Raw genomic sequence first — 26622 nt, forward strand, 5'->3', positions numbered from 1 at the left:
CATGAGTAACTTCTCCCCCCGTGAAATCGTTTCGGAACTCGACCGCTTCATCATCGGCCAGAACGACGCCAAGCGTGCCGTCGCCATTGCGCTGCGCAATCGCTGGCGCCGCCAGCAGCTCGAAGGCCAGATGCGCGAAGAGGTCATGCCGAAGAACATCCTGATGATCGGACCGACCGGCGTCGGCAAGACGGAGATTTCCCGTCGTCTCGCCCGGCTCGCCGGTGCGCCTTTCGTCAAGGTGGAAGCGACCAAGTTCACCGAAGTCGGCTACGTCGGCCGTGATGTCGAGCAGATCATCCGCGATCTGGTCGAGGTTGCCATCACGCTGGTGCGCGAAAAGCGCCGCGAGGATGTGAAGGCCAAGGCGCATCTCAATGCCGAGGAACGCGTGCTGGAAGCGCTGGTCGGCAAGACCGCCAGCCCCGCGACGCGCGACAGCTTCCGCAAGAAGCTGCGCAATAACGAGCTGGACGACAAGGAAATCGAAATCGAGGTCGCCGATACCGGCTCCGGTCCGAGCTTCGAGATACCGGGCATGCCGGGCGCCAATATCGGCGTCATGAACCTCTCCGACATGCTGGGCAAGGCCATGGGCGGGCGCACCAAGACGCGCAAGACCACGGTGAAGGATTCCTACGCGATCCTGATCAACGATGAATCCGACAAGCTTCTGGATCAGGAGCAGATCGTGCAGGAAGCGCTTCGGGTCACCGAAGACGAGGGCATCGTGTTCATCGACGAGATCGACAAGATCGCCTCGCGGGAAGGCGGCATGGGGGCGGGCGTGTCGCGCGAAGGCGTGCAGCGCGATCTCCTGCCGCTGGTCGAAGGAACGACGGTCGCGACCAAATACGGACCGGTGAAGACCGACCACATATTGTTCATCGCATCCGGCGCGTTCCACGTTTCCAAGCCATCCGACCTGCTGCCGGAATTGCAGGGCCGACTGCCGATCCGGGTGGAGTTGAACGCGCTGACGCGTGAGGACTTCCGCCGCATCCTGACGGAAACCGAAGCGAGCCTGATCAAGCAGTATATCGCCCTGATGGAGACGGAAGAGGTGAAGCTCACCTTTACCGACGACGCAATCGATGCTTTGGCCGACATCGCCGTCGACCTCAATGCAACGGTTGAAAATATCGGCGCCCGCCGGTTGCAGACGGTGATGGAACGGGTTCTGGATGAAATCTCGTTCACCGCTCCCGACAAGACCGGCGCGGTCTTCACCATCGACGCCGCCTATGTCAAAGACAAGATCGGCGGCCTTGCCAAGAATACCGATCTGTCGCGCTTCATTCTCTGACGAAGAGGCCCGTAAGTGACCGGAAAGCCACGGCTTCCGGCCACTTGTCAAGGAATGCGCAAAAACCCCTCGACTTGCATCGGGGGGTTTTCTATTTTCCGGCAAATTTACCAGATCTTCACCATATCGGGGCTGTTTCCGCATAATGACCAGATCACTGAACCGCATTGCGGGCCTTTGCCTCGCCTTTATCGTAGTCAGCCAGAGCGCCCATGCGGCAACACTCGTCCCTCCGGGCAATCGCAATGCGGAACAGCCGCCGATCCCGGGCGCATCCGCCAAGCGCACGCGCGAACTGAGCACGACCTACGAGAAGAAGTATCAGAAGATCTACAGTCTGCTGAAAAAGGATGCTTCGCTGCGCTCCAAGATCCGTTCCACGGCAGCGGCCTATGGCATCGATCCGATCCATATCGTCGGTGCGATCGTCGGCGAACATACCTATAATGTCGATGTCTATGACCGGCTGCAGACCTATTACGTCAAGGCCATGTCCTATGTGAACCAGGGCGTCAGCTTCGGCTATAATGGCGAGAGCATCGGCCAGTTCATCAAGCGCCCGGAATTTGCCGACTGCCTGAAGCACAAGGACAGCTATTCGCTGTGGTCCTGCCGTGAGAACGTCTGGAACAAGAATTTCCGCGGCAAGTCGGTCGGCGGCAACGCCTATCCCAACAACCGCTTCAGCGCGGTGTTCTTCCAGCCCTTCTATGCGGGCCAGACATTTGGCCTGGGCCAGATCAACCCGCTGACGGCCTTGCAGATGTCGGACATGGTGAACCGCGTTTCCGGCCTGCCCAAGCTCAACGCCGAGGACGGCAATGTGGTCTACAAGACGATCATGGACCCCGACCTGACGCTGCCCTACATCGCGGCAACGCTGAAACAGTCGATCAACTCCTACCGGCAGATCGCCGATTTCGACATTTCGAAGAATCCGGGCCTCACCGCCACGCTCTACAATACGGGCGGCGCGGAAGCCCGGGCGCGGGCGCTGGCCAGTGAAAACGCCAGGCGAAAGGCCGACGGCCAGGAACCCGTGCTGCCGCAGGAAAACTACTATGGCTGGCTGGTCAATTCCAAGTTGGACGAGTTACGCAGTTTATTTTAAGTGAACCTAATAAAAGGATGACGATACACTCTTTTAACAACTAGCCTTGTTTTCTGATGACCGGAAAAATGAAACCAGCTAGGTATATCCCTACAATTTATCGGGGATGGGAAGAGAGCTGCAGATGAGCCGTGTCGAACGCAATGTCAAATCAACCGCCTGGGACCGGCTCGTCCACTCTTCATCGGAATATTTTCGCCGCAAGCGCGGCGCGCTTTTCCGGGAGGCCCTGCCGGATTTCACCTCGCTGAAGATTTGCGACGTGGGCGGCTCGCGCCATTTCTGGGAAAAGCAGGATGCCGTCAACGTGCCAAGGGACATCACGCTTGTCAACATCCGCGATGACGGCCAGGCGCGGTCCTTCAGCGGTGATTTCGGACATATGAAGGTCGTCCTTTATGACGGCGAGCACCTGCCTTTCGAGGACAAGTCCTTCGATGTCGCCGTTTGCAATTCGGTCATCGAGCATGTGCCGCTGCATCTGCGGGCCAATCTGGTGAAGGAGGTGCAGCGCGTCTCCAACTATTTCTTCATCCAGACGCCGGCCTTCGTGTTTCCCATCGAGCCGCATTTCTTCTGCCCGGCCTTGCATTGGCTCCCCCGCTCGGTGGCCAGACATGCGGTGCGCATTTCGCCCTGGCGCTTCATGTCAAAACCGACGGAAGAACATATCCGGGACTATTTCGACGAAATCCAGATCCTGACGCTCAAGGAATTCCAGGGTTACGCGCCGAACGCGAAGCTCTCGACGGAATGGTTCATGGGCGTTCCCAAATCCTACACCTTATACGGCCCGTCCAACCCGCAGTGACCGGGAAGGCTTTCAACCCGCCGGTCTGTTTCCCCGGCGGCGTTTGCGAGCGGCTTCAATTTCCTCGCTCAGATGTTTGATCGTCTCGCGGTCGATGATGCGGATATTGCGCGCCAGAAGATTGGCAAGCTCCGTCGCCTGCGGCGACAGGCCGGACGTGTCGATCACCACACGCGGATGCGACACGGCGGCGAGGTTCTGCAACTCTTCCGCCTCGTCCCAGATGATGTTGAAATAGGTGATGATGCGCTGAAGCAGGTCCCAGGTCGGCTGGCCGCGCCGTCCGTGTTCCAGCGCCGACAGATAGGCCGGTGAAACGCGAAGTGCCGCCGCCATTTCCTTCTGCGTCACCCCCCGCTCTTCCCGCAACTCGCGCAGGCGTATCCCAAATGGCGTCATCGCGGCCTGTTTCCTCCGGGCAATATCTGCTGTGCCGTGTTCTGGGTCTGGCGGCGAAGCCTTACATAAAGGGCGCCATGCCCGCCATGGTGACGCGCCGCATCCTCATAGGCACTGACCAGAAGCCTGAACAGCGGGGTGGAGAACCAGTGCGGCACCGCCTGCCGCAAAATCCCTTCGCTGCCGAATGAACGGCCCTTGCCGGTGATGACCATGACGTGGCGCAGCCCGCGCGCATGGGCGCTGACCAGAAATCCGTAGAGCAGGCCGTGCGCTTCTCCCTGCGTGAGACCGTGCAGGTCGATGCGCGCTTCAATATCGACGCGACCCTTCGCAAGCTTTCGGTGCGTCGGCTTGTCGAGCGACTGAACCTGCATTTCGCTGAGCGCCGACAGGCCCTTCTTCGGCTTGCCCGCCTCTGCCGCAGGCTGGACCTTCGCCTTTGCCGGGCGCTTTTCTTCTTCCGCCATCAATGTCTTGAAATCGGGAAGCTCGTCCGGTTCCGCCTTCGGCTTTACCAGCGGCTTTGCGGTTTTCGCGACCATTTCCCATAAGATGCGGTCTTCTGGCCGCAGATAATCCTTTTCCGGCTTGTCGGTCGCGCGCGCCATCCCGCTCAAGCCCCCAGAAGGGTGCGGGGCACCAGCGCATAGAATTCGGCATCGTTCCTCACGCCGCCGGCGATCTCGCCCGCCGCATCACCCGAACCGGCGAAGAGATCACCCCGGGCAGGGCCGACGATAGCCGTGCCGGTATCCTGTGCGATCATCAGCCGCGCAAAAGGCTCTCCGTCAAAAACCGTGACCGTCGGCGCGCTCACGTGGATCGGCGTCCCGAATGTGTGCAGCAATCTGTCGACGGCAAGCGAACGCCCGGCGGTGAGCGGAACTTTTGCGGCCGCAACCGGACCGGCATCCGGATCGTCGACCGGCGCTTCGCGGAAGAAGATATAGGACCGGTTCTGCCAGATGAGATCATCGGCCCTCTCGGGATGTTCCGCCAGCCAGCGGCGGATCGCCTGCATGGAAATTTCAGAAGCCGGGATTTCGCCATCGGCGACCAGAATGCGGCCAATCCCGGTGAACGGATGGCCGGTCTTGGCCGCATAGGTAATGCGCAGCACTCGGCCATCGCGCAGTTTCAGACGCGCTGCACCCTGCACATGCGCGAAAAACGCATCGACCCGGTCGGCGACGAAAGCGATTTCCAGCCCGCGCCCGGAAAGACTGCCCCGCTCGATCGCCCGGCGGTCGTCATATTCCACCAGACCGTTTTCCGTCCGGCGCGCAAAGGCAAAGGACGGATCGAAACCCTGTGGACGATTCTCGTCCGTCACCTTCACGAGGTCGTCCGGCTGGCGCAGGAACGGCACCTTGAAACGGTCGTCGGCGTGAAGCGAAGCTTCGATCTCCGGCTCATAGAATGCGGTTACAAAGCCTTGTCCCGTATCCGGCACGATGCGGCAGGGGATAAAATTCCGTTCGAAGAAAGCACGCGCTTCTTCCACGCCCGGATTGTCGAGGCTGCGCGCAGCGGCGAAGACCGGCTGCAGCGCTTCGAAACCAATGCCGAGACTGCCGCTTTTGTAGGTCTGGCGGGCAGCATGGTCGGCTGAACGGCGAAATGCAGCAAATGCGGCGGACTGATCGTCCCGGTTCCAGCCCGGACAATCGGAAAAAGCCACCGGGCGCAAAATCCTCGCCAAGCCGTTCATCGCCGTATCCGTCTATCATGCATAAACAAAAAGGCCGCTGCGTTGGGTCAGCGGCCCGATTCACAAGCTTTTTCTTAATCTTCCGCTTCGGTCGCGACAAGCTTCCAGTTCGGATCGCGTGATCGCGTATCGCGGGCAAAGGTCCACAGGTCCTTGATTTCGAGGACGTTTTCCGGATCGCCGTCGATCAGCTTGCCGTCCTTGTCATAGGTGGAGGAAATCATCTGGCTGACGATGTTGACCGTCACATGCGCTTCCGATCCCTTCATCTCGGCGGCGGTGATTTCCGCCTTGTCTATGCCGACGAAGGATGAACGCACGCTCTCGCCGCGGGCCTCGCGTTCATCGATGGCCGAAACGAACCCTTCATAGACATCCTTGGAAAGCAGATTCTTCAGAACCTTGCGATCGCCATCGGCAAACGACATCACGATCATTTCATAGGCGATCTTCACGCCATCCACGAAGCTGGCCGGATCGAACGATGGATCGGCGGCATAAATCGCGCGCAGGCCGTCATTGACGGGCGTGCCGGCCGGAGCGGCCTTGTCGATGGCGGTGAAATCCTTTTCGCCCGTCCTACGCGGGAGGGAGACGACATTGTCGGTCTCGCTGCCTGCCGGTGCAGCATCGGCACTGCGCGCGGACGTATACGGATCGAAGGGCGGTTTTTCGTTTCCGGTACGACGGCCAAGAACATTCCTCAGCTGGAGAAAGATGATCACCGCTGCGATGAAGAAGAATATCGTGCCAAAATCAAAAAATTCCATGCCGCCTGCCGCTGATTGAAGGAACCGGCGTTGCGCCTTTCCTATCCCTGTCTGTATTCCATACATATAGATCGGCTTACGTCATCATTCAAATCCCGATCACGCGTACCTATTTGATATTGCATGACAGACAGTTTCAATTTCGTTCCGAACCTCAAAAAGTTACAATTCAGGCTAGACTGAAACCCGGAACCAAACAACAAAGGTCGTACCTCCGTGTCCTCCTCTTTCGCCCCTTTCATCCTGCTGGCGATGCCTTTCATCGAAATTGCCGGTTTCGTCATCGTCGGCAGCAAGATCGGCGTTTTCGCGACTCTGGGCCTTGTCATTCTGAGCGCAATGCTGGGTTTCTTTCTGCTGCGCGTGCAGGGCATCGGGCTTTTGCAGCGTATTCGCACCGAAACGGCAGCCGGGCGCGTCCCCGACCGTGAAGTGGTGCATGGCGCCATGCTGGTTCTGGCGGCGATCCTGCTGATCGTGCCGGGCTTTGTGAGCAGCGCGATCGGCATCCTGCTGTTCGTTCCCTTCATTCGGGATTTCATGTGGGAAAAATTCATGCGCGGCCGCATGGTCGTCGCCACGTCCACGCATTATTCGACCGGTTACGGGCAGCAGCGCCCCGGCCAGAATCCGCGCCAGGACCATATCATCGATCTCGATCCCGAGGATTACACCACCAGGCCGAACGAAAACCTGCCCGGGAAAGACGATCGCAAGGATCATTGAATACGCAAATACTAACCTAAAAAGCCTTTCTTGCCTCATGCCCGCGCACATGCTAGCCAAACATTCCGACCTTTCGGGGCAGCACAAGCGCAGCTTGTGCCCGAGGGGCCCAAATTTTAATCACCGATAGAAGGCATACCGATAATGAGCGATAAGGCCGCGGGCGAAGTAAAGAACGGCAATGGCGCGACGGCCGAGCCGTCCCTCAACATTCTGGCGCAATATGTGAAGGACCTGTCCTTTGAAAGCCCGGGCGCGCCGCTGTCGCTGCGCCCGCGCGAAAAGGCGCCGTCCATCAACATCAACGTGAACGTCAACGCCAATCCGCTTTCCGAAACGGATTTCGACGTCGTGCTGACGCTGGAAGCCAAGGCTGTCGACGGCAAGGACGTCCTCTTCAACACCGAACTCGTCTATGGCGGCGTGTTCCGCATTCAGGGCATCCCGCAGGAGCACATGCTGCCGCTTCTGTTCATCGAATGCCCGCGCCTCCTGTTTCCGTTCGCGCGCCAGATCATCGCCGACGCAACGCGCAATGGCGGCTACCCGCCGCTGATGATCGACCCGATCGATTTCGCGCAGATGTTCCAGAGCCGTATGGCCGAAGAACAGGCCAAGTCCGCCGTGAAGAGCTGATCGCAGGCTTCATCAAGCAAAAAGCCCGGTTTCGACCGGGCTTTTTCGTTTGGGGGTTTTGAGCGGTTCCAGTGAAAAAGGAATCGCGGAACCGCTCTGACTATTTGTTTTGTCGCATTATCCAACGCAAAACCGTTTCACACTTTTGCTGGAAATGCTCTAACTATTTGTTTTATCGCATTATCCAACGCATCGAAGCGGCATAAGAAATCAGTCCAGTGAACTGATTTCCCCGCGCAGACGTTTCACACTTTTGCTGGAAATGCTCTAGGACAGATATTTCTTCCAGATGGCCTTGTCGCCGAGCCTGGCCACAAGTGCCGCGTGGGCCGCGCGTTCCTCATCGGAAATGCGCGGGGCAAGCGGCCTTGGGCGCGCTGCAAGGATGATGGCCGCGCCGCTGTCCCCTGCATTGCTGCCGCTTGCGGTTCCCCCGATGCTGAGGCCAAGCGCCGTCTGCTTGCCGCCGATCAGCTCGATATAGACTTCCGCCAATATCTCGGAATCGAGCAAGGCCCCGTGCAGGGTGCGGTGGCCGTTCTCGATGCCGTAGCGTTTGCACAAAGCGTCGAGCGAGTTGGGCCCCATCGGGTGCTTGCGGCGGGCAAGCGCCAGAGTATCGACAACGCGTTCCACCTGGATTTCCGCCTGTCCGAGCCGCGCCAGTTCGGCATTGATGAAGCCAAGGTCGAACATGGCATTATGCGCGACGAGCTTCGCGCCGTCGAAAAATTCGAGAAACTCGTCCAGAATTTCCGCGAATGTCGGCTTGTCCAGCAATTGTTCGTTGCTGATGCCGTGCACCGCAAGCGCCTCGGCATGAACCTGGCGCCCCTGCGGGTTGATGTATTTATGGAAAGTGCGGCCTGCGGGAAACTTGTTGATCAGTTCCACGCCGCCGATTTCGATCACGCGGTCCTCCAGTCTTTCCAGACCGGTGGTTTCCGTATCGAAAACGATTTCACGCATTGAAGAACCTCTCGGGAAAAATCTCGTATAGCTATAGCATGGCGCTGCCGGTCATTGCGCAGTGACTGCCGGCTTTCCACTCAATTCGGCAATGATCTCGTTAATCTGGCGGCGCAGATTGTCGAAACTGCCGCTCGTATCGATGATGAAATCTGCCCTTGCGCGCTTTTCGGCATCCGGCGTCTGGCGGGCGAGAATGGCATCGAGCTTTTCCTCGCTCATGCCCGGTCGTGCCAGCACGCGCGGGCGCTGTACCTCGGCGGGGGCGGAGACGACCACGATCTTGTCCACACGCTTGTCGCCGCCGGTTTCGAAAAGCAGCGGAATGTCGATCAGCGCCAGCGGCGCGCCCGTTTCCCGCGCATTGCGGCGAAAGGCTTCCTCTTCCTCCCGCACCAGCGGATGAACAATGGCTTCCAGTCTTTTCAGGGCTTCCGGTTTTCCGATGACGGCAGCGGAAAGCTTTTCCCGATTGACCGAACCGTTTTCGACAGTGCCCGGAAACGCAGCCTCGATCAGCGGCGCCGCGCGGCCGGAATAAAGGCGATGCACCGCGTCGTCGGCGCTATAGATCGGCACACCGGATTCGGCGAACATGTTCGCCGCCGTTGTTTTACCCATCCCTATGGAGCCGGTTAGTCCAAGGATGATCATGCTGTCTGTTCCAAGATAGCCATTTCACGACGGCCTGACGCTTTTTGATTCAGATACCAGAGCGCCTGCCTTTTCCATATCTGCCAGAATATGCTCACGCAGGGCTTTCGTCACTTGCGGCCTTTTGCCGAACCAGCGCTCGAAGCCCGGAACGGCCTGATGCAGCAGCATGCCAAGCCCGTCCACGGTTGTTAGTCCGGCCTCTTCGGCTTTCTTCAGGAAGGGCGTCTGGAGCGGCACATAAACAATATCGGTGGCGACCGCCTTTGGTGACGTCTTGCCGAGATCGAGCGGGAAGGTCTCGCCCTCGTCATGGCCGCTCATGCCGAGCGATGTCGTGTTGACGATCAGCCCGGCGTCCGAAACCAGATCCTGTGCCGCGTCCCAGCCATGCGCCGAGACACGCGGTCCGAAATGGGCAGCGAGATCCTCCGCCCGGCTCACAGTGCGATTGACGATGGCGACTTTCGTGAAGCCGCGCGTCAAAAGTGCATGGACGATTGCCCGGCTTGCGCCGCCAGCACCCAGAACGAGGGCGCTGCCGGCCTTGTCCCAGCCGGGAGCCGATGCATCGAGATTGGCGGCAAATCCGTAAGCATCCGTATTGCCGCCATGAAGCCTGCCGTTTTCGAGCCAGAGCGTGTTGACCGCGCCGATGGCCCTGGCAGCGTCGTCCAGACTTTCCACGGCGGCAAAGGCTGCTTCCTTGTGCGGAATGGTAACATTGCCACCGGCAAAACCGTTTGCGGCAAGCGAGGAAGCGAAGGCGGCAAAGTCCTCGGGCTTCACCTCTACCGCCTCATAAGAACCGTCAATCCCCAGTTCGGCGAGCCAGAAACCGTGGATCAGCGGCGAGCGCGAATGTTTTATGGGAAAGCCTGTAACAAAAGCCTTCTTCATGACTTGATCAGCCATCGATCAGTTTTTCCTTCCGCAGTTCAGCCAGCAGCGGCAGGAGCGGCAGACCGACAATCGTGAAATAATCGCCATCGATCCGGTCGAAAAGCTGGATGCCGGGACCTTCGACCTGATAGGCGCCGACGCTCGAAAGCGCGGCATCGCCGACGCGACCGAGATAGCGCCCGACAAAGCCCGGATCGAGGTCGCGCATCGTCATGCGGGCAATCGAAACGTGACGCCACAGGGTCTCGCCATCCTTCACCAGCACGACGGCGCTGTTCAGCTGATGGGTCATGCCGGAAAATTTCAGGAGCTGGCGGCGGGCTGCTTCCATGTCGGCGGGCTTGTGGAAAATCTCGTCGCCCAGCGACAATGTCTGGTCGCAGCCGATCACCACCGCGCCTGGGTTCTTCTCGCTCACATCGAGCGCCTTCGCCTCGGCCAGAACCTGCGCGACTTCCTCCGGCGTGGCGCCCGTTTCGTAAAGCGGAGCCTCCACCGCGCGCTCGTCGATCTCCGCGCTTGCCGTCGAAAACTCAATGCCGGCATTTTTCAGCAGGGCCGAACGGAAAGGGCTTTTGGAGGCGAGGATAAGGTCAGACATGATCGAGATCCCTTCTGTTCGTCTTTTCGCGCAGCAAAGCGAGGATAGCCGCCGCGGTTTCCTCAATCGACCGGCGCGACACATCGATGATCGGCCAGCCGTGCCGATTGCATATATTACGCGCATAGGCCAGTTCTTCCGAGATGGAAACGCGGTCCGTATAAAGTCCGGTATCCAGCGACGGCACATTGCCGAGCGGCCGGTTCTGGCGGATTTGCGAAATCCGTTCGGCCGTCGCGACCAGCCCCACGATCAATGGTCGTTTCGTCGTGAAAAGCACTTCGGGCAGGGGAATGCCGAGCACGATCGGAACATTGGTGGCCTTGATGCCGCGATTGGCCAGATAGATGCTCGTCGGCGTCTTGGACGTGCGCGAAATGCCGACCAGAATGACGTCGGCTTCCTCTATATCGAAGGGCAATTGCCCGTCATCATGTTCCATCGTGAAATTGAGCGCGTCGATCCGCCGGAAATAATCAGCATTGAGGACATGCTGCGCGCTCGCACGGCGATGCGCCGGCGCGCCGAGATAGGATTGGAACGTATTGAGCACCGGCTCCAGCACGGAAACGCTCGGCACGCCCATTTCGGCGCAGGATTCGTCGATGATCGCCGCCAGTTTCTGGTCCACGATCGTGTAGAGAACGATGCCCGGCTCCGCATCGATGCCTTCGAGAACCTTGCGCAGCTGCTTTTCGGTGCGGATCAGCGGGTAGATGTGCTCGATGGCGCGCGCATTGGCATATTGCGCCGCTGCCGCACGGCCCGCCGCCAGGAGAGTCTCTCCGGTCGCATCAGAAATCAGATGAAGATGAAAGTAGGAAAGCGGTCTGGTCACAGTTTTGTTGCCCTCCTGTTGACGGCTGTGCGTAAAGGCCGAACGTCTTCCACAAGCCATGGCAGGCCGTGGGAAACTTGGCAAGTCATCCACAGCGGGCGAACATGTGGCGAGCGATCATCAACAAATGTGGACAAGACTCACGAATCCACGAAAGCCCGCCTTTATTCCCAGCTTTTCCACAAATGCGCATGAACTGCGTCAATTGGTAACCTCTTATATTAAAAGAGGGAATTGAGTTTTCATTGTTTTTGGTCAGACTATCGGTGAATGATTGCACAGGATGACATGACCGCATGGAAACTGTGGGGAAAAACAGGACAGACCTTAATCCCCGATTCCAACAGACTCTAAGAATCAAAAGATTCCTGAATCATCCTTTCTTTATGAGAACCGCATTGGATAAGTTTCAGACCAAGGACGGTTGAGGCAACACACAGGGTGGAATGGAAAAGACATGAAGCGCAAAGTCTTGAGAGTGATCGACGGTGAAGCGATCTTCCCACCGCCCATCTGGATGATGCGCCAGGCCGGACGCTATCTTCCCGAATATCGCGAGACGCGGAAAAAGGCCGGGAGCTTTCTCGACCTCTGCTATTCGCCCGATCTGGCTGTCGAAGTGACGCTTCAGCCGATCCGCCGGTTTGGCTTTGATGCAGCCATCCTGTTTTCCGACATTCTCGTCATCCCCCATGCCCTTGGACGCGACCTTCGCTTTGAAGAAGGCAGGGGACCCTTGATGACGCCGATCGATGCCGACGAGATTTTCTGGCTTGAGACCGAAGGCGTCGCCAAAAGGCTGGAGCCGGTCTATGAGACGGTTCGGCTGCTGCGCGAGCAGTTGCCCGACGAAACCACGCTGCTCGGCTTCTGTGGCGCTCCCTGGACCGTTGCGACCTATATGATCGCCGGTCATGGAACCCCGGATCAGGCGCCCGCCCGTCTTTTCGCCTATCGCTTCCCGGAAGCCTTTGAAAAGCTTCTGAACGATCTTGCCGATGTTTCCGCCGAATATCTCATCGAACAGCTCGACGCCGGTGCCGATGCGGTGCAGATTTTCGATTCCTGGTCTGGTGTTCTGGACGAGGACTGTTTTGAACGTTTCTGCATCCAGCCCGTTGCCCGGATCGTCCAGAAGGTGAGGGCGGTCTACCCCGAAGCCCGCATCATCGGCTTCCCGAAAGGGGCAGGGATGCTTTATGCAGGCTATCGCGAGAAGACCGGCGTGGACGCCCTCGGTCTCGACTGGTCCGTTCCCCTGTCCTTTGCCGCTTCCCTCCAGAACGAGGGCGCGATACAGGGCAATCTCGATCCGTTGCGCGTGGTGGCCGGCGGCAATGCTCTCGATGAAGGCGTGGACGCCATTCTGGAGCGTCTCGGCCAGGGGCCGCTGATCTTCAATCTCGGGCACGGGATCACGCCGCAGGCGCCTGTTGAAAACGTGCAACGCATGATCGACCGTATTCGCGGAGGAAAATCATGAGCCAGACAGCTCCGGAAAATCGCGGTTCGGCAGTAGCCATTCGCACCGTCGTCGCGCTCGTCGTGGTGGCGCTCGGCGTCTGGGCATTGTTTCACGTGAATCCAGCCGACGCCTATCTCTGGGTCAAATCGCTGCACGTGATCGCGGTCATCGCATGGATGGCGGGCATGCTCTATCTGCCGCGCCTTTTTGTCTATCACACCGCCGCGAAACCCGGTTCCGAAACATCGGAAACCTTCAAGGTGATGGAAAAGCGGCTTTTGCGCTTCATCATCAACCCGGCCATGATCGTGACCTGGATCGCCGGCCTGTGGATGGCGTGGGAAATCTATGGTTTTCAGGGCGGCTGGCTGCATGCCAAGCTGCTGCTGGTCGTGCTGATGTCCGGCCTGCATGGCTATCTGTCGAAATCCACGCGGCTTTTTGCGGAAGACCGCAACACACGCTCGGCAAAGCACTGGCGAATCATCAATGAAGTGCCGACAGTTCTGATGATCCTGATCGTCATACTGGTGATCGTGAAGCCGTTCTGATCAGAAAACGGCTTCAACAAGAAACCCCGCCAGTGTGATGAAACCGGAATTTTCTTGAAGATTGCCCGTGAAAATGGAAATTCCGGTTTCAAAAACCGCACCGGCAACACCCTGAATTCGTGTGGTTTGCGGATTTGAAGTTATCGATGACCTGTCCTTTTATGGGCAAGATGACTTCAAATGCACCACACGACCCGGTTTCTGCCATTTTTCTGTTGCAGAAATTTCGCGCTATCCCTACATGAGACTTGCTCTCCATGCTGCAAATCAGTATGTAGTAAGCCTCTTCCCTTCAAGACAGCAGGCCTTCGATGCCGGTCACAACTTCATGTGGCCACCTTTCCGAACAACTGCATTTTCTCCCTACATTTTAAAAGAGTTCCTCATCCATGCAGGAAATGAAACTACAAGAACTGAAGAACAAGACACCGGTGGAGCTGCTGGCTTTTGCCGAAACGCTTGAGGTCGAAAACGCGAGCGCCATGCGCAAGCAGGAACTGATGTTCGCGATCCTCAAGAAGCTGGCGGCCCAGGACGTCGAAATCATCGGCGAAGGTGTCGTCGAGGTGCTGCAGGATGGATTTGGCTTCCTGCGCTCTGCCGACGCCAACTATCTGCCGGGTCCTGACGATATTTATATTTCTCCCTCGCAGCTGCGCCGTTTTTCCCTCAAGACCGGCGACACGGTCGAAGGGCCGATCCGCGGTCCCAAGGAAGGCGAACGTTATTTCGCGCTGCTCAAGGTCAACTCGATCAATTTCGAAGATCCGGAAAAAATCCGGCACAAGGTTCACTTCGACAATCTGACGCCGCTCTATCCCAATGAGCGCTTCAAGATGGAGCTGGAAGTTCCAACCTCCAAGGACCTGTCCCCCCGCGTCATCGATCTGGTGGCGCCGCTCGGCAAGGGCCAGCGCGGTCTCATCGTCGCTCCGCCCCGCACCGGTAAGACCGTCCTTCTCCAGAACATCGCCCATTCGATCACCGCCAATCATCCGGAATGCTATCTGATCGTTCTCCTGATCGATGAACGTCCGGAAGAAGTGACCGACATGCAGCGCTCGGTGAAGGGCGAAGTGATTTCCTCGACCTTCGATGAACCGGCAGCGCGCCACGTTCAGGTGGCTGAAATGGTCATCGAAAAGGCCAAGCGCCTCGTCGAACACGGCCGCGACGTCGTGATCCTGCTCGATTCGATCACTCGTCTTGGCCGCGCCTACAACACCGTTGTGCCGTCTTCCGGCAAGGTTCTCACCGGCGGTGTGGATGCCAACGCATTGCAGCGTCCGAAGCGTTTCTTCGGTGCCGCGCGTAATATCGAAGAAGGCGGTTCGCTGACCATCATCGCAACAGCGCTGATCGATACGGGCAGCCGTATGGACGAAGTGATCTTTGAAGAATTCAAGGGCACCGGCAACTCGGAAATCGTGCTCGACCGCAAGGTGGCCGACAAGCGTATCTTCCCGGCCATGGACATTCTCAAGTCCGGCACCCGCAAGGAAGACCTGCTCGTACCGCGCGCCGATCTGCAGAAGATTTTCGTTCTGCGCCGTATCCTCGCGCCGATGGGCACGACCGACGCGATCGAATTCCTTATCGACAAGCTGAAGCAGACCAAGAGCAATGGTGAATTCTTCGATTCGATGAACACCTAAACATTGCTCGATTGTAGCGTTTCAGAAACGCCGCGCGGGAAACCGTCGCGGCGTTTTTGTTTCACGATGTTTTGCCGAGCAATAGCCGCAACGCGTCGGCGTTTTCAACAGGCGGCAGGCAGACATGCCCCTTGCAGAACCAGGCTGACGGACGCTCCGTCTCCGCCGTTCCGCCGGTGGGCAATTCTATCGGCTTGCCGGGCTCGAAACGCACGAACTTGTCGACACGGCGCGGGTCCGGATTTCGATTCGCCATCGAAACAAGTTCTCCGGCATCGTCTTCACTCGCTACGACCAGGGAGAGCGGTTCGGCAGCAAAACGCGCCGCATTCAATATGCCGATCTGCCCATATTGCTGGGCGAGGGCTCGCCCGAGCGCCTGCTCGATCAGCGCCTCATTGCTTTGATAAAGCTCGATATTGCCCGTCGCCAGAAACAGCCGGGTCAGCGCTTCGATGATCTGGCTGGTCGCGCTCGGTATCGCTTCGTCATAGTCGCCATAGGCGTGCAGGATGACGTCATCAGCGTCCAGCGCCGAGAGGCGATAATTCCCGGTGCCATCCTTGTGAGCTTCATCGAGCGCCTGCTTGAACTTCAACGCGTCATCAATATAGGACCGCTCGCTCGTTGCTTCATGAAGGGCGATGGCCGCGTTGATCATCGATGCATAATCGGTCGAAAGGGCAGGGTAGAGAAGCGAGTTTTCCATGCGGCAATGGGCGATGCGGCCATCGCGGAAACTGCTCATTATGGCGCGATAGGCGTCGACCGCCAGATTGATCCAGTCCTGCCTGCCGAAGCTGCGGCCTGCTTCGGCCAGCGCTCGGATGGCGAGCCCGTTCCAGTCGGTCAGCGCCTTCTCATCCCGTCCGGGGCGTGTCCGCAATTCGCGACGCGCAAGCAGCTTTTGGCGTGACGCTTCTATCATCGGGGGCAGGATAGCGCAGTCATCGACCGCATGCAGGCGGTTCAGGATGTTGTGGCCTTCCCAGTTTCCGCCCGGCGTCACACCGTAAAAGTCCTTGAAGGCTTTACTGTCGTCGCGGAGCGCCTCATCGATCTCCTGTTCGCTCCAGACGTAAAAGCGTCCTTCTTCGCCCTCGCTATCGGCATCGAGACTGGAGGCAAAACTGCCATCGGACAGGCGCATTTCCCGGTTCAGCCAATCAACCGTCTCTTCGATTCGCAAACGAAACAAATCATTTCCCGTCTCGGCGAAAGCGTAAGTCGCATGGCGAATGAATTGCGCATTGTCGTAGAGCATTTTTTCAAAATGGGGCACCAGCCATTCGGCGTCCGTGGAATAGCGGCAGAGCCCGCCACCCAGATGGTCATATATACCGCCTTGCAGCATCACTTTCAGCGAAAGGAGAAAATTGTCGCGATGCGTTTCATTGCGGCCATAGAGCCACGAGAGCCACAGATTGTCCATGAAAGGCGCATTCGGGAACTTTGGCGCTCCTTCGATCCCGCCGCGCACCGGATCGATCAGGCTGCCTATGCGTTGAGCGATCTCGTCAAACCGCTCCACCTCGTTCGTAACCGGGGCGATCTCCGCCGCAAGCCTGCCTTCCAGATGGTCGAACACGGCTTGCGCATTGTGGTTAATTTTCTCTTTATCCTTGTCCCAGAGATTATTGACCGCGTGCAGCACATCAACGAAACCCGGCATGTTGTAGCGCTTGTGCCGGGGGAAGTAAGTGCCGCCCCAGAAGGGTTTCCCATCGGGGCGCAGAAACATGGTGAGCGGCCACCCGCCCTGCTGCCCCATTGCTCCCAGTGCCGCCATATAGATCTGGTCTATGTCGGGCCGTTCCTCACGGTCCACCTTCACATTGACGAAGAGGGCGTTCATCACCGCGGCTACATCCGGGTCTTCAAAAGACTCATGCGCCATGACATGGCACCAGTGGCAGGCAGCATAGCCGACCGAAAGCAGAATGGGCCGGTCCAGCTCCTTCGCAGCATCCAGCGCTTGCCTGCCCCAGGGCTGCCAGTGAACGGGATTATCGGCATGCTGGCGCAGATAGGCGCTCGGTTCATCGGCAAGGCGGTTGCTGCCAGCGAGGGCGTTGCGGTCGAACTCTGTCATAAGGCTTTTCTTTCACTGTGCGAATGAATATGCCATTCCTTCAGCACGCGTTGGCTGCATTGTCCTTATGATTATAGGTCAGGAAACGGAATGAGCGAGATCGCTTTCCCTCAAGATACGATTTTTGCTTTGTCGAGCGGGCGTCTGCCGTCTGGCGTCGCTGTCGTGCGTATCTCCGGTCCACGAGTTCGATTCGTACTCGAAACGATAATTGGCGTCTTACCCGCGCCGCGTCACGCGGCCTATAAGCTGTTCCGTGCCCGTAATGGTGATCCGATTGATCACGGCCTGGTGCTCTTTTTCCCTGGTCCGAACAGCTTTACCGGTGAGGACTGCGCCGAATTTCATGCGCATGGCGGCAAGGCCGTCGTCGAAAGGCTCTTGGCGGAGCTTGGAGAAATCGCCGGATGCCGGATAGCGGAAGCCGGAGAGTTTACCCGAAGGGCGTTTTCCAATGGCAAGATGGATCTGACCATTGCCGAAGGTCTGGCCGATCTGATTGCAGCGGAAACCGAGGGACAAAGACGGCTTGCCCTGCACGTCGCTTCCGGTACGCAGCGCGAGCTTTATACGGAATGGCGACAGCGTCTTTTGCGTGCCCGTGCCTTTATCGAAGCGGAACTTGATTTCGCCGATGAAAGCGATGTGCCGGGATCAGTCTCGGAGCAGGTCTGGCAATCACTCGCGCTGCTCAGGACAGAGATCGAGAACCATATTGCGAGCGGCAAACGCGCTTCCATGCTGCGCGATGGGCTGCATGTCGTTATTGTCGGCGCACCCAATGCCGGTAAATCCAGCCTGTTGAATTTCCTGGCTGGCCGCGAAGTCGCGATCATATCGGAAGAAGCGGGCACGACCCGCGACCTTCTGGAGGTCAAGCTCGATCTTGGAGGCATTCCGGTCTATGTGACGGACACGGCAGGCCTGCGCGAAACGGAAAGCGTGGTCGAGAAAATCGGCATTGAACGCGCCCGCGCCCGCATGGCCGATGCCGATCTGGTTTTGCTGCTTGAAGATATGAACGACCCCGTCGCGATTGGAACGGATGAAACGCCCGCAACGCTCTGGACGGTCGGTACTAAAGCTGACCTCAGCGAAAAGGCCGATGGCGGGTGGTCCTACCGCATCTCGACAAGAACAGGCGAAGGTCTGGACGGCTTACTCACGGATCTGCAAAGCTTTGCAGAAGCCCAGATTGGGCAGATCGAGGACGCAGTTCCTACGCGGCAAAGGCATATCAGCCTTTTGCGATCCACTGTCGCGGAGATCGACAGGGCATTGAACGGGACCAATTTCCCTCTCGAGCTACGCGCAGAAAATATGCGCTTGGCGTCGCAATATCTCGGACGCATCACCGGCGATGTTGATGTGGAAGAGATACTTGACGTCATTTTCTCCCAGTTCTGCATCGGCAAATGATTCACGTGAAACAGGTGCATGACCGGCACTGAAGATTGTTTCACGTGAAACATCTGTGGAATCTCGCCGGAGCGATTGACTCGCTCATTCATTCATGAGTCGAGCCATCGCCGGGATTTGATCGCACCGTCAGCCGATTGGGTCTTCCGTTTGAAGTCCATTCGTGGCAAAGAGACATCTTTCTGAAACGGATTCGAGTTGCGTCAGGATGAACCTCATGAGTTCGACCGAAGCCACAGTCTTTGATGTCATTATAATCGGCGGCGGCCACGCGGGATGCGAGGCGGCTTCCGCTGCTGCGCGCGCTGGCGCCCGGACCGCGCTGGTGACGCATCGCTTTGATACTATTGGCGTTATGTCCTGCAATCCTGCGATTGGCGGATTGGGGAAGGGCCACCTCGTGCGCGAGATCGATGCGCTTGATGGCTTGATGGGCCGTGTCGCTGACGAAGCCGGCATACAGTTCCGCCTTTTGAATCGCCGGAAGGGCCCAGCCGTTCGCGGCCCTCGCACCCAGGCAGACCGCAAGCTTTATCGGCTTGCCATGCAGAAGATGATCGCCGCGCAGGACAATCTGTCGGTGGTCGAGGGCGGCGCCCATGATCTGCTGGAGCAGGATGGGCGCATCACCGGTGTCATTCTGTCCGATGGGCGAACCCTGACATGCGGCGCTGTCGTCCTGACGACAGGCACGTTCCTGAATGGGTTGATCCATATCGGCGAGAAGAAGATTCCGGCTGGCCGCATGGGTGAAAAGCCTGCGCTTGGGCTTTCCGAACGTCTCACATCCTTTGGTTTCGCGCTCGGGCGGCTCAAGACCGGCACGCCGCCGCGACTGGATGGCCGCACCATCGATTGGCAGAGCCTGGACATGCAGTCTGCCGATGAGGACCCGGTGCCGTTTTCGCTTCTGACGGATCGCATCACCACGCCGCAGATCGATTGTGGCATCACCCGGACAACGCCGGAAACCCACGCTATCATTCGCGCCAATCTGCATCGCTCTGCCATGTATTCGGGTTCGATCGAGGGTATTGGGCCGCGTTATTGTCCGTCTGTGGAAGACAAGATCGTCAAGTTTGGCGACCGTGACGGCCATCAGATATTCCTGGAGCCGGAAGGGCTGGACGACGATACGGTCTATCCAAACGGTATTTCGACTTCACTGCCGGAAGACGTGCAACTCGACATATTGAAGACGATACCGGGGCTTGAAAAGGCGGTTATGCTGCAACCCGGCTATGCGATCGAATATGATTTCATCGATCCGCGCGAACTGAAGCGCAGCCTTGAAACCCGTAAAGTCATCGGCCTGTTTCTGGCCGGGCAGATCAACGGCACGACCGGTTACGAAGAAGCGGGCGCGCAAGGATTGCTCGCTGGGATCAATGCTGCGCGTCGTGCTTCTGGCGGCGAGCCCGTCATTATCCAGCGCACCGAAGCCTATATTGGCGTGATGGTTGACGACCTGACCTCGCGCGGGGTTAGCGAACCCTATCGCATGTTTACCTCGCGGGCCGAGTTCCGCCTGTCGCTTCGCGCGGATAATGCCGATCAGCGTCTCACACCGCTGGCGGATCGGCTTGGCATATTGGGACACGCCCGCAAGGAACGCTTTGAAGCCCGCGAAGGGGCCTTGAGCAAGGCGCGGGCGCTGAGCCAGTCGCTGACGATTACGCCCAATCTCGCCAAGCAATATGATCTGCATCTTAATCAGGACGGAGTTCGCCGGTCGGCCTATGATCTCCTGTCCTATCCCGAAATCGATCTGGACCGGTTGATGCCGATCTGGCCCGAACTGGACGCCATCGATCCGACAGCGCGGGAAGCTCTGGAAATCGAAGCGCAATATGCCGTCTATATGGATCGGCAGAAAAGCGACATCGCGGTCATGGAGCGCGAGGAACAGCTGCTCATACCAGCTGGGTTGGACATTGACGGAATATCCGGTCTTTCCAATGAGTTGAAGCACAAGCTCAAGCAGCGCAAGCCGGAAACGATTGCCGAGGCACAGCGGGTCGACGGGATGACGCCAGCAGCGCTGGCGCTTCTTATCGCGCAGATCAAGAAGTTCGGTTATCGCAATAAGGCGGCTGCAGAACTCATCGAAGGGCAGGGCGCTGCATGAGCGCCGATACCCGCTTTGAAAGCCTGAAAGCAATCGTACCCGCTGTTTCACGTGAAACAGCGGACCGTTTGATCGCCTTTGAAGAGCTGTTTCGCAAATGGTCCAAGGCGATCAATCTTGCATCGCCTTCCACTTTGAACGAGCTTTGGACGCGCCATATTCTGGACAGTGCACAGCTTTTTCCGCTGGCGAGAGACGCTCGAAACTGGCTGGATATCGGATCCGGTGGCGGTTTTCCCGGCATCGTGACGGCCTGTTTTCTTGCGGAGCAGCCGGGCGGCGCTATCGATCTCATCGAAAGCGCCGGGAAAAAGGCGGCGTTCCTGCGCACCGCTGCGGGACATTTGAATGTCCCGGCACGGGTTCATTCGGCGCGTATTGAAACGATGTGGCAGAAGATCGAGACGCCGGATGTGGTCACTGCGCGGGCATTGGCTTCGCTCGATGATCTTTTCGGCCTGACAGAGCCATGGCTGAGCAAGGGCGCAAAAGCCCTTTTCCAAAAAGGTCGGGATTATCTGCGCGAGATCGATGAAAGCCGTGTCGGTTGGAGTTTCGATCTGGTACAACATCAAAGTGCTATCGATCAGGCTTCGGTCATACTCGAAATCACCAATCTTCGGCGCAAAGGCGCCTGAATAGTGGAAATTTCGAACGGGCGGACAGCAGCAAGGCGACGGTGATGAACAAAATGTCCAGGATCATAACCATTGCAAACCAGAAAGGCGGCGTGGGCAAGACGACCACTGCCATCAATCTGGCTACGGCATTGGCAGCGATTGGCGAGACCGTACTGATTGTCGATCTCGATCCGCAGGGTAATGCCAGCACCGGTCTTGGTATCGATCGTCGCAATCGGCCTCTGTCCTCCTATGATGTGCTGACGCAGGAAGCTTCGGTGCCCGATGCCGCCATGCCGACAGATGTCCCAAATCTCCACATCGTGCCGTCGACGCTCGATCTGCTTGGTATCGAAATGGAGATTGCCCAGTCAGCCGACCGCACGCGGCGCTTGCGCGACGCTTTGCGCTTCGATTCCGCCGTGGCCGAACGCTTTTCATATGTGCTGGTCGATTGCCCGCCTTCGCTCAATCTTCTGACATTGAATGCGATGGCTGCCGCCGATTCCGTTCTGGTTCCGCTGCAATGTGAATTTTTTGCGCTGGAAGGCTTGAGCCAGCTTTTGCAGACGGTCGATCAGGTCCGCTCGACAATCAATCCCGAGCTTTCGATTCAGGGTATTGTGCTGACGATGTTCGACAGCCGCAACAATCTCGCGGCGCAGGTGGTGGATGACGTTCGCGCCTTTATGGGCGAGAAGGTCTATCGTACCGTCATTCCACGCAATGTGCGCGTTTCGGAAGCGCCTTCGCATGGAAAACCGGCAATTCTCTACGATCTGAAATGCGCCGGTAGCCAGGCTTATTTGCAACTCGCATCGGAAGTCATCCAGCGCGAGCGGCAGTTACAGGCAGCATAGAGCATGGTTCCGAAAAGTGGGAACGGTTTTCGGATAAAATCATGCGCAAACAACACCTTGGGGCGATTTAACTAAAGAAGCCGCTCCAGATCGATTCGACGACGAAACAATCAGGAATAAGCCGAGCGATGAACGACGATCCTTCAAAAAAGCGCCTTGGCCGCGGATTAGCGGCGCTGATCGGTGAAATCGACCGCCCTGTGGAAGAGCGCAAGGCGCCCGTTCCCATTGAACGGAACGTCCCGATTGAGTTCGTCACGCGCAACCCGCGCAATCCGCGCCGCATGTTTTCAGAAGGCGAGCTGGAGGATCTGGCGCAGTCGATCAAGGAACACGGTGTCGTGCAGCCGATCGTCGTGCGCCCCGCACCCGGTCAGCCCGACCGGTTCGAGCTGATTGCCGGTGAACGCCGCTGGCGCGCATCGCAGCGGGCCGGTGTCGATACGATCCCGGTGATCGTTCGCGACGTCGATGACCGCGTGGCACTTGAGATCGCCATCATCGAAAACGTGCAGCGCGCCGACCTGAATGCGGTTGAAGAAGCGCTTGGATATCAACAGCTTATCGACAATCACGACTATACGCAGAACGATCTGGCGCAGGTCATCGGCAAAAGCCGCAGCCATGTCGCCAACACGCTGCGCCTGTTGAAGCTGCCGCAGCCCGTGCAGGATTTCATTGTCGATGGAGCGCTTTCGGCAGGTCATGCGCGAAGCCTCATCACGATGGAGAACCCGACCGCAATGGCGGAACGGATCGTCAAGGATGGTCTGTCGGTCCGTCAGGTCGAGGCGCTGGCGCAGGCGGAAGCCCGTGGCGAAGCCAATGCCAGGCCGGCCAAGCCGGGCCCGGTTGAAAAGGACGCCGACACCAAGGCGCTGGAAAAGCTGCTTTCCGATGTTACCGGCATGAAGGTTGAAATCAATCATCGTGATCGCGGTGGAGAGGTCAAGATACGCTACAGTTCTCTTGAGCAACTCGACGAGATTTGCCGCCGTCTCCAGAGCTGATTTTCAAAACAATAGATAATGGTGAAAGCTCGTTGCCATATTGGCGGCGAGCTTTTTTCGTTCATTTGAAAAAATACTTGAAGTGATTGATAGATCATTTCCTGTATCGCCAGTGGGAATGCTCTATCCATTTGTTTTTACGCATTATCCAACGTAAAAACCGCTTCGCACTTTTGCTGGAAATGCTCTGTTATCGGCGCCCATTCCGCAGGGACTCGACGCTGATTGCCAGCAGGCACTGGCGAATGATGGGAATGGCGAGGCTCGCATTCTGGCGGCTTTCGAGAACGGCGCGCTGCAGGCGTTCCATGACGCGCGCAAGGCTTTCCCCGCTCCAGCGGCTGACGGCATTCTCGATCAGTTTCTTGCGGTTGAAGAAGATCGGCGGGCGGGCTGCAGCCACCACCACGGAGGCGCTTTTGCGCTCGGTGTCGGCAATATGACGCAATGTCTGCACCTGCTGGAACTGGCGCATCGCCGTGTTGAGCAGCAGAAAGGGTCCCGTGCCGGATTTCACGACGCGATCAAAGGAAATTTCAAAACGCGGCAGGTCGCCAGCGAGAACCGCGTCGATCACCTCGTCGGTGGAAAGGCCCGCGACATCGCCCACCGCTTCGCGCACGTCATCGATATCGATGCGTTCCTTGCCGCGTGCATAAAGGCAGAGCTTTTCCAGTTCGCCGCGTGTGGCAAGACGATCGCCGCCAAGGCTTGCGCGCAGAAGCTGGCGGCCGTCGAGCGTGATCTGCATTTTCCATTCGGCCAGAACGTCATCGATGACGCCATCGATGCCGCGGCTGTCGTCGGAATAGCAGGGGAGCGCCATGCCCGCTGGCGCGTTTTCGACGGCGCTGCGCAAACCCGCACCCTTCTTCAGATCGCCCGCTTCCACCAGAACGAATGTTTCCTGCGGCGGCTCGGTCGCAAGCAGCTTGATCGCTTCGGCAAGCTTCTTCTGGCCAGCAGCATTCTTGATCCAGATCAGGCGCTGTCCGCCGAACATGGAGATGGTGCGGGCTTCGTCGGCGAGTTTCGCCGGATCGGCCTCGATTTCGTCGGCTTCCATGCGAATGACGGCAAACGGGTCATCCAGCGGCAATTTGCTGGCTTCGGCAAAACGGCGCGCACGTTCGCTCACCAGCCCCTTGTCGGGGCCGTAAAGCAGCACGACCGGGAAAGAGCTCGTCGGTCTTGCCAGAAAACTATCGACTTCATTTGCTTTCTTCTGCGCCATGCAAACTCACTAGCGCAATTCGCCTTCAAACAAAACAGCCGCCGCTCAAACTGAACGACGGCTGGGAAACAAAGCTGTTTGCAAAACCTGAGTTTTGTTTGAGCATGTCCTATTCGATCAGCAGCGCATCATCGTCCAGCGTCTGGCCGCGCACCTTGCGGAACATGTCGATGAGGTCCTCGACGCCCAGCGTCTTGCGCTTGTCGCCGGTGACATCGAGCAGGATCTTGCCACCGTGCAGCATGATCGTCCGGTCGCCATAATCGAGCGCCTGACGCATGGAGTGCGTGACCATCAGCGCGGTCAGCTTGTTTTCGGCAATCAGCGTGCGGGTCAGTTCCATGACGAATTCGGCCATGCCGGGATCAAGGGCCGCCGTGTGTTCGTCGAGCAGCAGAACCTCCGAGCCGGAAAGGGTCGCCATGATGAGCGACAGGGCCTGACGCTGGCCGCCGGACAAGAGCTCCATGCGGTCATGCATGCGGTTTTCAAGCCCGAGATTGAGGCTTGCCACCCGCTCGCGGAACCAGGCGCGGCGTTTGGAATTGAGCGCGTGGGTGAGGCCGCGCGACTTGCCGCGCGAAGCTGCCAGCGCAAGGTTTTCCTCGATGGTCAGCGTGCCGCAGCTTCCGGCCAGCGGATCCTGGAACACACGGGCCACCAGCCCGGCGCGGTCGGCGGTGGATTTGCGGGTCACGTCCTGCCCGGCGATGACGACCTTGCCGCCGGTGGGGATCACATCGCCAGCAAGAACGCCGAGCATGGTCGATTTGCCGGCACCGTTCGACCCGATGACGGTGACGAATGAGCCCTTGTCCATGGTCAGGCTGATCTTGTTCAGGACCTGTTTTTCAAGCGGAGTGCCGCGACCGAAGACGACATCGAGATTGGAAAGTTCGATCATGCCGATGCTCCTCCGCGACGCAGGCGCGGCAATATCAGGGCGAAGGTGACGAGAAGGGCGGTCGCGATGTTGAGATCGGATGCCTGCAAGCCGAATGCCGATCCCTTGGAAAGCGCAAACTGGATGGCGATGCGATAGATGATCGAACCGAGCACGCAGCCAAGCAGGATGACCAGGATGAACCGGCTGCGCAGCAGCGTTTCACCGATGATGACCGCCGCAAGACCAACCACGATGGTGCCGGCCCCCGAGGTCACATCGGCAAAACCGTTGGTCTGCGCGAAGAGCGCGCCGCCAAGCGCCACCAGAGCGTTGGAGAGCGCCATGCCGAGATAGATCTGCCGGTCGGTGCGGACGCCCTGCGCGCGCGCCATTTTCGGATTGGCGCCGGTTGCGCGCATGGCAAGCCCCATGTCGCTTTCCAGAAAGCGCCAGACGATGAACACTGCGATGGCAACCAGCACGAACAGGAACAGCGGACGCACATAATATTCGGGGATGCCGTGGCCGAAGAACGGCGTCAGCATGGTGTCCTGGCTGATGAGGGAAATATTGGGCGCGCCCATGACGCGCAGATTGACCGAGAACAGCGCGATCATGGTCAGAATGGAGGCAAGAAGATTGAGAATCTTGAAGCGCACATTCAGCGTCGCGGTCACGAGCCCGGCGGCGGCACCGGCAATCATGGCGATGATCGCGGCGAGCCATGGATTCATGCCTCCAAGGATCAGCACGCCGGTTACGGCGGCGCCCAGCGGAAACGAACCGTCAACCGTCAGATCGGGGAAATCGAGGACACGGAACGCCAGATAGACGCCGATGGCTACAAATGCAAAGACGAGGCCCAATTCGACCGCACCCCAGAAGGCGATCTGACTCACAATGTCATTCCTTGTTTCTCGCCGTGACCAAACGAACGATTTCCGCTTCAGCGCGGCATCGATCATCGGCGTTGCGGAAACCGGAAATCCGGGTGTTCCGCTCGGCCAGCTTCAGTCACGACCGGTTTGTTCTGAGTTCGCTTCCGGTGTTCCTGCCACCTGAAACATTTCCCCGGTTTATGCTTGCAGCGAACCCGCATCCGACCGGGCGCAGCGCACTGCAAATTCCATTCACCGCATTGCTTGCGGTTTTTCTTGCTATATCGCTCTGGCGATACAACGCAAAACGCGGCAGCGCGCAAGCATTATCGCTGCAAGGCCGCTAAAAAGCGCTATTCTGTGGGAGTGTTACAACATCTGGCCCG

Annotated in this window: 27 protein-coding genes; 14 read left to right on the top strand and 13 right to left on the bottom strand. The window is 58.3% G+C overall.

Going from position 1 to position 26622, the window contains the following annotated elements:
* The first annotated feature begins 1 nt into the window (after position 1).
* The 3 genes from hslU to ACS5UA_RS12765 all read left to right on the top strand — a co-directional run bounded on the left by hslU (position 2) and on the right by ACS5UA_RS12765 (position 3228).
* Complete coding sequence (gene hslU, locus ACS5UA_RS12755) at positions 2-1306, top strand: ATP-dependent protease ATPase subunit HslU (RefSeq protein WP_021587552.1); 1305 nt, start codon at positions 2-4, stop codon at positions 1304-1306.
* Positions 1307-1451: 145 nt separating this feature from the next.
* Positions 1452-2417 carry a DUF1402 family protein gene (locus tag ACS5UA_RS12760; RefSeq protein WP_112671832.1) on the top strand — a complete coding sequence of 322 codons (966 nt, stop codon included), beginning with the start codon at positions 1452-1454 and terminating at the stop codon, positions 2415-2417.
* A gap of 124 nt (positions 2418-2541) precedes the next feature.
* Positions 2542-3228, top strand: coding sequence for a class I SAM-dependent methyltransferase (locus tag ACS5UA_RS12765; protein WP_006472844.1), 687 nt, complete (start codon positions 2542-2544; stop codon positions 3226-3228).
* A gap of 12 nt (positions 3229-3240) precedes the next feature.
* Here the strand turns inward: ACS5UA_RS12765 and ACS5UA_RS12770 are convergent, their stop codons facing one another.
* The 4 genes from ACS5UA_RS12770 to ACS5UA_RS12785 all read right to left on the bottom strand — a co-directional run bounded on the left by ACS5UA_RS12770 (position 3241) and on the right by ACS5UA_RS12785 (position 6111).
* Positions 3241-3627 (bottom strand): helix-turn-helix domain-containing protein, encoded by a 387-nt coding sequence (locus ACS5UA_RS12770; RefSeq protein WP_006468057.1) that lies wholly within the window; start codon positions 3625-3627, stop codon positions 3241-3243.
* A complete protein-coding gene (locus tag ACS5UA_RS12775) occupies positions 3624-4238 on the bottom strand; it encodes a Smr/MutS family protein (protein ID WP_006472845.1) in 615 nt (204 codons plus the stop codon). The genes ACS5UA_RS12770 and ACS5UA_RS12775 overlap by 4 nt, the downstream gene beginning before the upstream one ends.
* Before the next feature lie 5 nt (positions 4239-4243).
* On the bottom strand, positions 4244-5341 hold the full coding sequence (gene mltA / locus ACS5UA_RS12780) for a murein transglycosylase A (protein WP_112671830.1): 1098 nt from the start codon (positions 5339-5341) through the stop codon (positions 4244-4246).
* A 74-nt stretch (positions 5342-5415) separates the two neighbouring features.
* Complete coding sequence (locus ACS5UA_RS12785) at positions 5416-6111, bottom strand: Tim44/TimA family putative adaptor protein (RefSeq protein WP_112671828.1); 696 nt, start codon at positions 6109-6111, stop codon at positions 5416-5418.
* A gap of 216 nt (positions 6112-6327) precedes the next feature.
* Here ACS5UA_RS12785 and ACS5UA_RS12790 point away from each other — a divergent pair, with 216 nt between their 5' ends.
* Both ACS5UA_RS12790 and secB read left to right on the top strand, forming a co-directional pair.
* A complete protein-coding gene (locus ACS5UA_RS12790; protein WP_112671826.1) occupies positions 6328-6837 on the top strand; it encodes an FxsA family protein in 510 nt (169 codons plus the stop codon).
* Between the two features lie 144 nt (positions 6838-6981).
* Positions 6982-7473, top strand: a complete 492-nt coding sequence (secB, locus tag ACS5UA_RS12795; RefSeq protein WP_006468052.1) for a protein-export chaperone SecB — start codon at positions 6982-6984, stop codon at positions 7471-7473.
* A gap of 267 nt (positions 7474-7740) precedes the next feature.
* Here secB and dnaQ read toward each other — a convergent pair whose 3' ends face one another.
* From dnaQ to ACS5UA_RS12820, 5 genes are read right to left on the bottom strand one after another with little or no spacing between them, the layout of a single operon-like run.
* Positions 7741-8442: a DNA polymerase III subunit epsilon gene (gene dnaQ / locus ACS5UA_RS12800; RefSeq protein ID WP_443101379.1), complete on the bottom strand. Its 702-nt coding sequence runs from the start codon at positions 8440-8442 to the stop codon at positions 7741-7743.
* A gap of 51 nt (positions 8443-8493) precedes the next feature.
* The gene (gene coaE, locus ACS5UA_RS12805) at positions 8494-9096 is read right to left on the bottom strand and encodes a dephospho-CoA kinase (protein WP_112671824.1); all 603 of its coding nucleotides are present in this window, start codon (positions 9094-9096) and stop codon (positions 8494-8496) included.
* A 24-nt stretch (positions 9097-9120) separates the two neighbouring features.
* Positions 9121-10011 carry a shikimate dehydrogenase gene (locus ACS5UA_RS12810; RefSeq protein WP_112671822.1) on the bottom strand — a complete coding sequence of 297 codons (891 nt, stop codon included), beginning with the start codon at positions 10009-10011 and terminating at the stop codon, positions 9121-9123.
* Positions 10004-10600 (bottom strand): Maf-like protein, encoded by a 597-nt coding sequence (locus ACS5UA_RS12815; RefSeq protein ID WP_006468048.1) that lies wholly within the window; start codon positions 10598-10600, stop codon positions 10004-10006. Before ACS5UA_RS12815 ends, ACS5UA_RS12810 begins: the two co-directional genes overlap by 8 nt.
* A complete protein-coding gene (locus tag ACS5UA_RS12820) occupies positions 10593-11438 on the bottom strand; it encodes a pyruvate, water dikinase regulatory protein (RefSeq protein WP_006471003.1) in 846 nt (281 codons plus the stop codon). Before ACS5UA_RS12820 ends, ACS5UA_RS12815 begins: the two co-directional genes overlap by 8 nt.
* A gap of 457 nt (positions 11439-11895) precedes the next feature.
* On the opposite strand from ACS5UA_RS12820, the gene hemE reads away from it, so the two are divergent.
* From hemE to rho, 3 genes are all read left to right on the top strand, one after another.
* Positions 11896-12921 carry a uroporphyrinogen decarboxylase gene (gene hemE, locus ACS5UA_RS12825; protein WP_021587543.1) on the top strand — a complete coding sequence of 342 codons (1026 nt, stop codon included), beginning with the start codon at positions 11896-11898 and terminating at the stop codon, positions 12919-12921.
* Entirely contained in the window at positions 12918-13454 is a 537-nt protein-coding gene (hemJ, locus tag ACS5UA_RS12830; protein WP_021587542.1) for a protoporphyrinogen oxidase HemJ, read from the top strand. Before hemE ends, hemJ begins: the two co-directional genes overlap by 4 nt.
* 389 nt (positions 13455-13843) lie before the next feature.
* A complete protein-coding gene (gene rho / locus ACS5UA_RS12835) occupies positions 13844-15109 on the top strand; it encodes a transcription termination factor Rho (RefSeq protein WP_006468044.1) in 1266 nt (421 codons plus the stop codon).
* Positions 15110-15170: 61 nt separating this feature from the next.
* Here rho and ACS5UA_RS12840 read toward each other — a convergent pair whose 3' ends face one another.
* Positions 15171-17201 (bottom strand): thioredoxin domain-containing protein, encoded by a 2031-nt coding sequence (locus ACS5UA_RS12840; RefSeq protein WP_112671820.1) that lies wholly within the window; start codon positions 17199-17201, stop codon positions 15171-15173.
* Positions 17202-17291: 90 nt separating this feature from the next.
* On the opposite strand from ACS5UA_RS12840, the gene mnmE reads away from it, so the two are divergent.
* The 5 genes from mnmE to ACS5UA_RS12865 all read left to right on the top strand — a co-directional run bounded on the left by mnmE (position 17292) and on the right by ACS5UA_RS12865 (position 23238).
* Complete coding sequence (mnmE, locus tag ACS5UA_RS12845; RefSeq protein WP_112671818.1) at positions 17292-18620, top strand: tRNA uridine-5-carboxymethylaminomethyl(34) synthesis GTPase MnmE; 1329 nt, start codon at positions 17292-17294, stop codon at positions 18618-18620.
* A 217-nt stretch (positions 18621-18837) separates the two neighbouring features.
* A complete protein-coding gene (mnmG, locus tag ACS5UA_RS12850) occupies positions 18838-20748 on the top strand; it encodes a tRNA uridine-5-carboxymethylaminomethyl(34) synthesis enzyme MnmG (RefSeq protein ID WP_112671907.1) in 1911 nt (636 codons plus the stop codon).
* On the top strand, positions 20745-21386 hold the full coding sequence (rsmG, locus tag ACS5UA_RS12855) for a 16S rRNA (guanine(527)-N(7))-methyltransferase RsmG (RefSeq protein WP_112671816.1): 642 nt from the start codon (positions 20745-20747) through the stop codon (positions 21384-21386). Before mnmG ends, rsmG begins: the two co-directional genes overlap by 4 nt.
* A 44-nt stretch (positions 21387-21430) precedes the next feature.
* On the top strand, positions 21431-22228 hold the full coding sequence (locus ACS5UA_RS12860; RefSeq protein ID WP_006470999.1) for a ParA family protein: 798 nt from the start codon (positions 21431-21433) through the stop codon (positions 22226-22228).
* Between the two features lie 128 nt (positions 22229-22356).
* Positions 22357-23238: a ParB/RepB/Spo0J family partition protein gene (locus tag ACS5UA_RS12865; RefSeq protein WP_021587536.1), complete on the top strand. Its 882-nt coding sequence runs from the start codon at positions 22357-22359 to the stop codon at positions 23236-23238.
* Between the two features lie 190 nt (positions 23239-23428).
* On the opposite strand, the gene holA is transcribed toward ACS5UA_RS12865, so the two are convergent.
* The 3 genes from holA to ACS5UA_RS12880 form a co-directional block, all read right to left on the bottom strand.
* Positions 23429-24472, bottom strand: a complete 1044-nt coding sequence (gene holA / locus ACS5UA_RS12870; RefSeq protein WP_112671814.1) for a DNA polymerase III subunit delta — start codon at positions 24470-24472, stop codon at positions 23429-23431.
* Between the two features lie 109 nt (positions 24473-24581).
* Positions 24582-25376, bottom strand: a complete 795-nt coding sequence (locus ACS5UA_RS12875; RefSeq protein ID WP_006468036.1) for an ABC transporter ATP-binding protein — start codon at positions 25374-25376, stop codon at positions 24582-24584.
* Positions 25373-26257: an ABC transporter permease gene (locus ACS5UA_RS12880; RefSeq protein WP_006468035.1), complete on the bottom strand. Its 885-nt coding sequence runs from the start codon at positions 26255-26257 to the stop codon at positions 25373-25375. Before ACS5UA_RS12880 ends, ACS5UA_RS12875 begins: the two co-directional genes overlap by 4 nt.
* A gap of 11 nt (positions 26258-26268) precedes the next feature.
* Between ACS5UA_RS12880 and ACS5UA_RS12885 the strand changes: the two genes are divergently transcribed.
* Positions 26269-26583 (top strand): hypothetical protein, encoded by a 315-nt coding sequence (locus ACS5UA_RS12885; RefSeq protein ID WP_162713510.1) that lies wholly within the window; start codon positions 26269-26271, stop codon positions 26581-26583.
* Positions 26584-26622: the final 39 nt, after the last annotated feature.

This window comes from Brucella sp. RRSP16 (genome assembly GCF_052246815.1).
Classification (GTDB): Bacteria; Pseudomonadota; Alphaproteobacteria; order Rhizobiales; family Rhizobiaceae; genus Brucella; species Brucella intermedia.

Bases quoted from the DNA above. Each gene is read 5' to 3' on its own strand.
- hslU (WP_021587552.1), top strand. From the start codon at position 2: ATGAGTAACTTCTCCCCCCGTGAAATCGTTTCGGAACTCGACCGCTTC.
- ACS5UA_RS12760 (WP_112671832.1), top strand. From the start codon at position 1,452: ATGACCAGATCACTGAACCGCATTGCGGGCCTTTGCCTCGCCTTTATC.
- ACS5UA_RS12765 (WP_006472844.1), top strand. From the start codon at position 2,542: ATGAGCCGTGTCGAACGCAATGTCAAATCAACCGCCTGGGACCGGCTC.
- ACS5UA_RS12770 (WP_006468057.1), bottom strand. From the start codon at position 3,627: ATGACGCCATTTGGGATACGCCTGCGCGAGTTGCGGGAAGAGCGGGGG.
- ACS5UA_RS12775 (WP_006472845.1), bottom strand. From the start codon at position 4,238: ATGGCGCGCGCGACCGACAAGCCGGAAAAGGATTATCTGCGGCCAGAA.
- mltA (WP_112671830.1), bottom strand. From the start codon at position 5,341: ATGAACGGCTTGGCGAGGATTTTGCGCCCGGTGGCTTTTTCCGATTGT.
- ACS5UA_RS12785 (WP_112671828.1), bottom strand. From the start codon at position 6,111: ATGGAATTTTTTGATTTTGGCACGATATTCTTCTTCATCGCAGCGGTG.
- secB (WP_006468052.1), top strand. From the start codon at position 6,982: ATGAGCGATAAGGCCGCGGGCGAAGTAAAGAACGGCAATGGCGCGACG.
- dnaQ (WP_443101379.1), bottom strand. From the start codon at position 8,442: ATGCGTGAAATCGTTTTCGATACGGAAACCACCGGTCTGGAAAGACTG.
- coaE (WP_112671824.1), bottom strand. From the start codon at position 9,096: ATGATCATCCTTGGACTAACCGGCTCCATAGGGATGGGTAAAACAACG.
- ACS5UA_RS12810 (WP_112671822.1), bottom strand. From the start codon at position 10,011: ATGGCTGATCAAGTCATGAAGAAGGCTTTTGTTACAGGCTTTCCCATA.
- ACS5UA_RS12815 (WP_006468048.1), bottom strand. From the start codon at position 10,600: ATGTCTGACCTTATCCTCGCCTCCAAAAGCCCTTTCCGTTCGGCCCTG.
- hemE (WP_021587543.1), top strand. From the start codon at position 11,896: ATGAAGCGCAAAGTCTTGAGAGTGATCGACGGTGAAGCGATCTTCCCA.
- hemJ (WP_021587542.1), top strand. From the start codon at position 12,918: ATGAGCCAGACAGCTCCGGAAAATCGCGGTTCGGCAGTAGCCATTCGC.
- rho (WP_006468044.1), top strand. From the start codon at position 13,844: ATGCAGGAAATGAAACTACAAGAACTGAAGAACAAGACACCGGTGGAG.
- ACS5UA_RS12840 (WP_112671820.1), bottom strand. From the start codon at position 17,201: ATGACAGAGTTCGACCGCAACGCCCTCGCTGGCAGCAACCGCCTTGCC.
- mnmE (WP_112671818.1), top strand. From the start codon at position 17,292: ATGAGCGAGATCGCTTTCCCTCAAGATACGATTTTTGCTTTGTCGAGC.
- mnmG (WP_112671907.1), top strand. From the start codon at position 18,838: ATGAGTTCGACCGAAGCCACAGTCTTTGATGTCATTATAATCGGCGGC.
- rsmG (WP_112671816.1), top strand. From the start codon at position 20,745: ATGAGCGCCGATACCCGCTTTGAAAGCCTGAAAGCAATCGTACCCGCT.
- ACS5UA_RS12860 (WP_006470999.1), top strand. From the start codon at position 21,431: ATGAACAAAATGTCCAGGATCATAACCATTGCAAACCAGAAAGGCGGC.
- ACS5UA_RS12865 (WP_021587536.1), top strand. From the start codon at position 22,357: ATGAACGACGATCCTTCAAAAAAGCGCCTTGGCCGCGGATTAGCGGCG.
- holA (WP_112671814.1), bottom strand. From the start codon at position 24,472: ATGGCGCAGAAGAAAGCAAATGAAGTCGATAGTTTTCTGGCAAGACCG.
- ACS5UA_RS12875 (WP_006468036.1), bottom strand. From the start codon at position 25,376: ATGATCGAACTTTCCAATCTCGATGTCGTCTTCGGTCGCGGCACTCCG.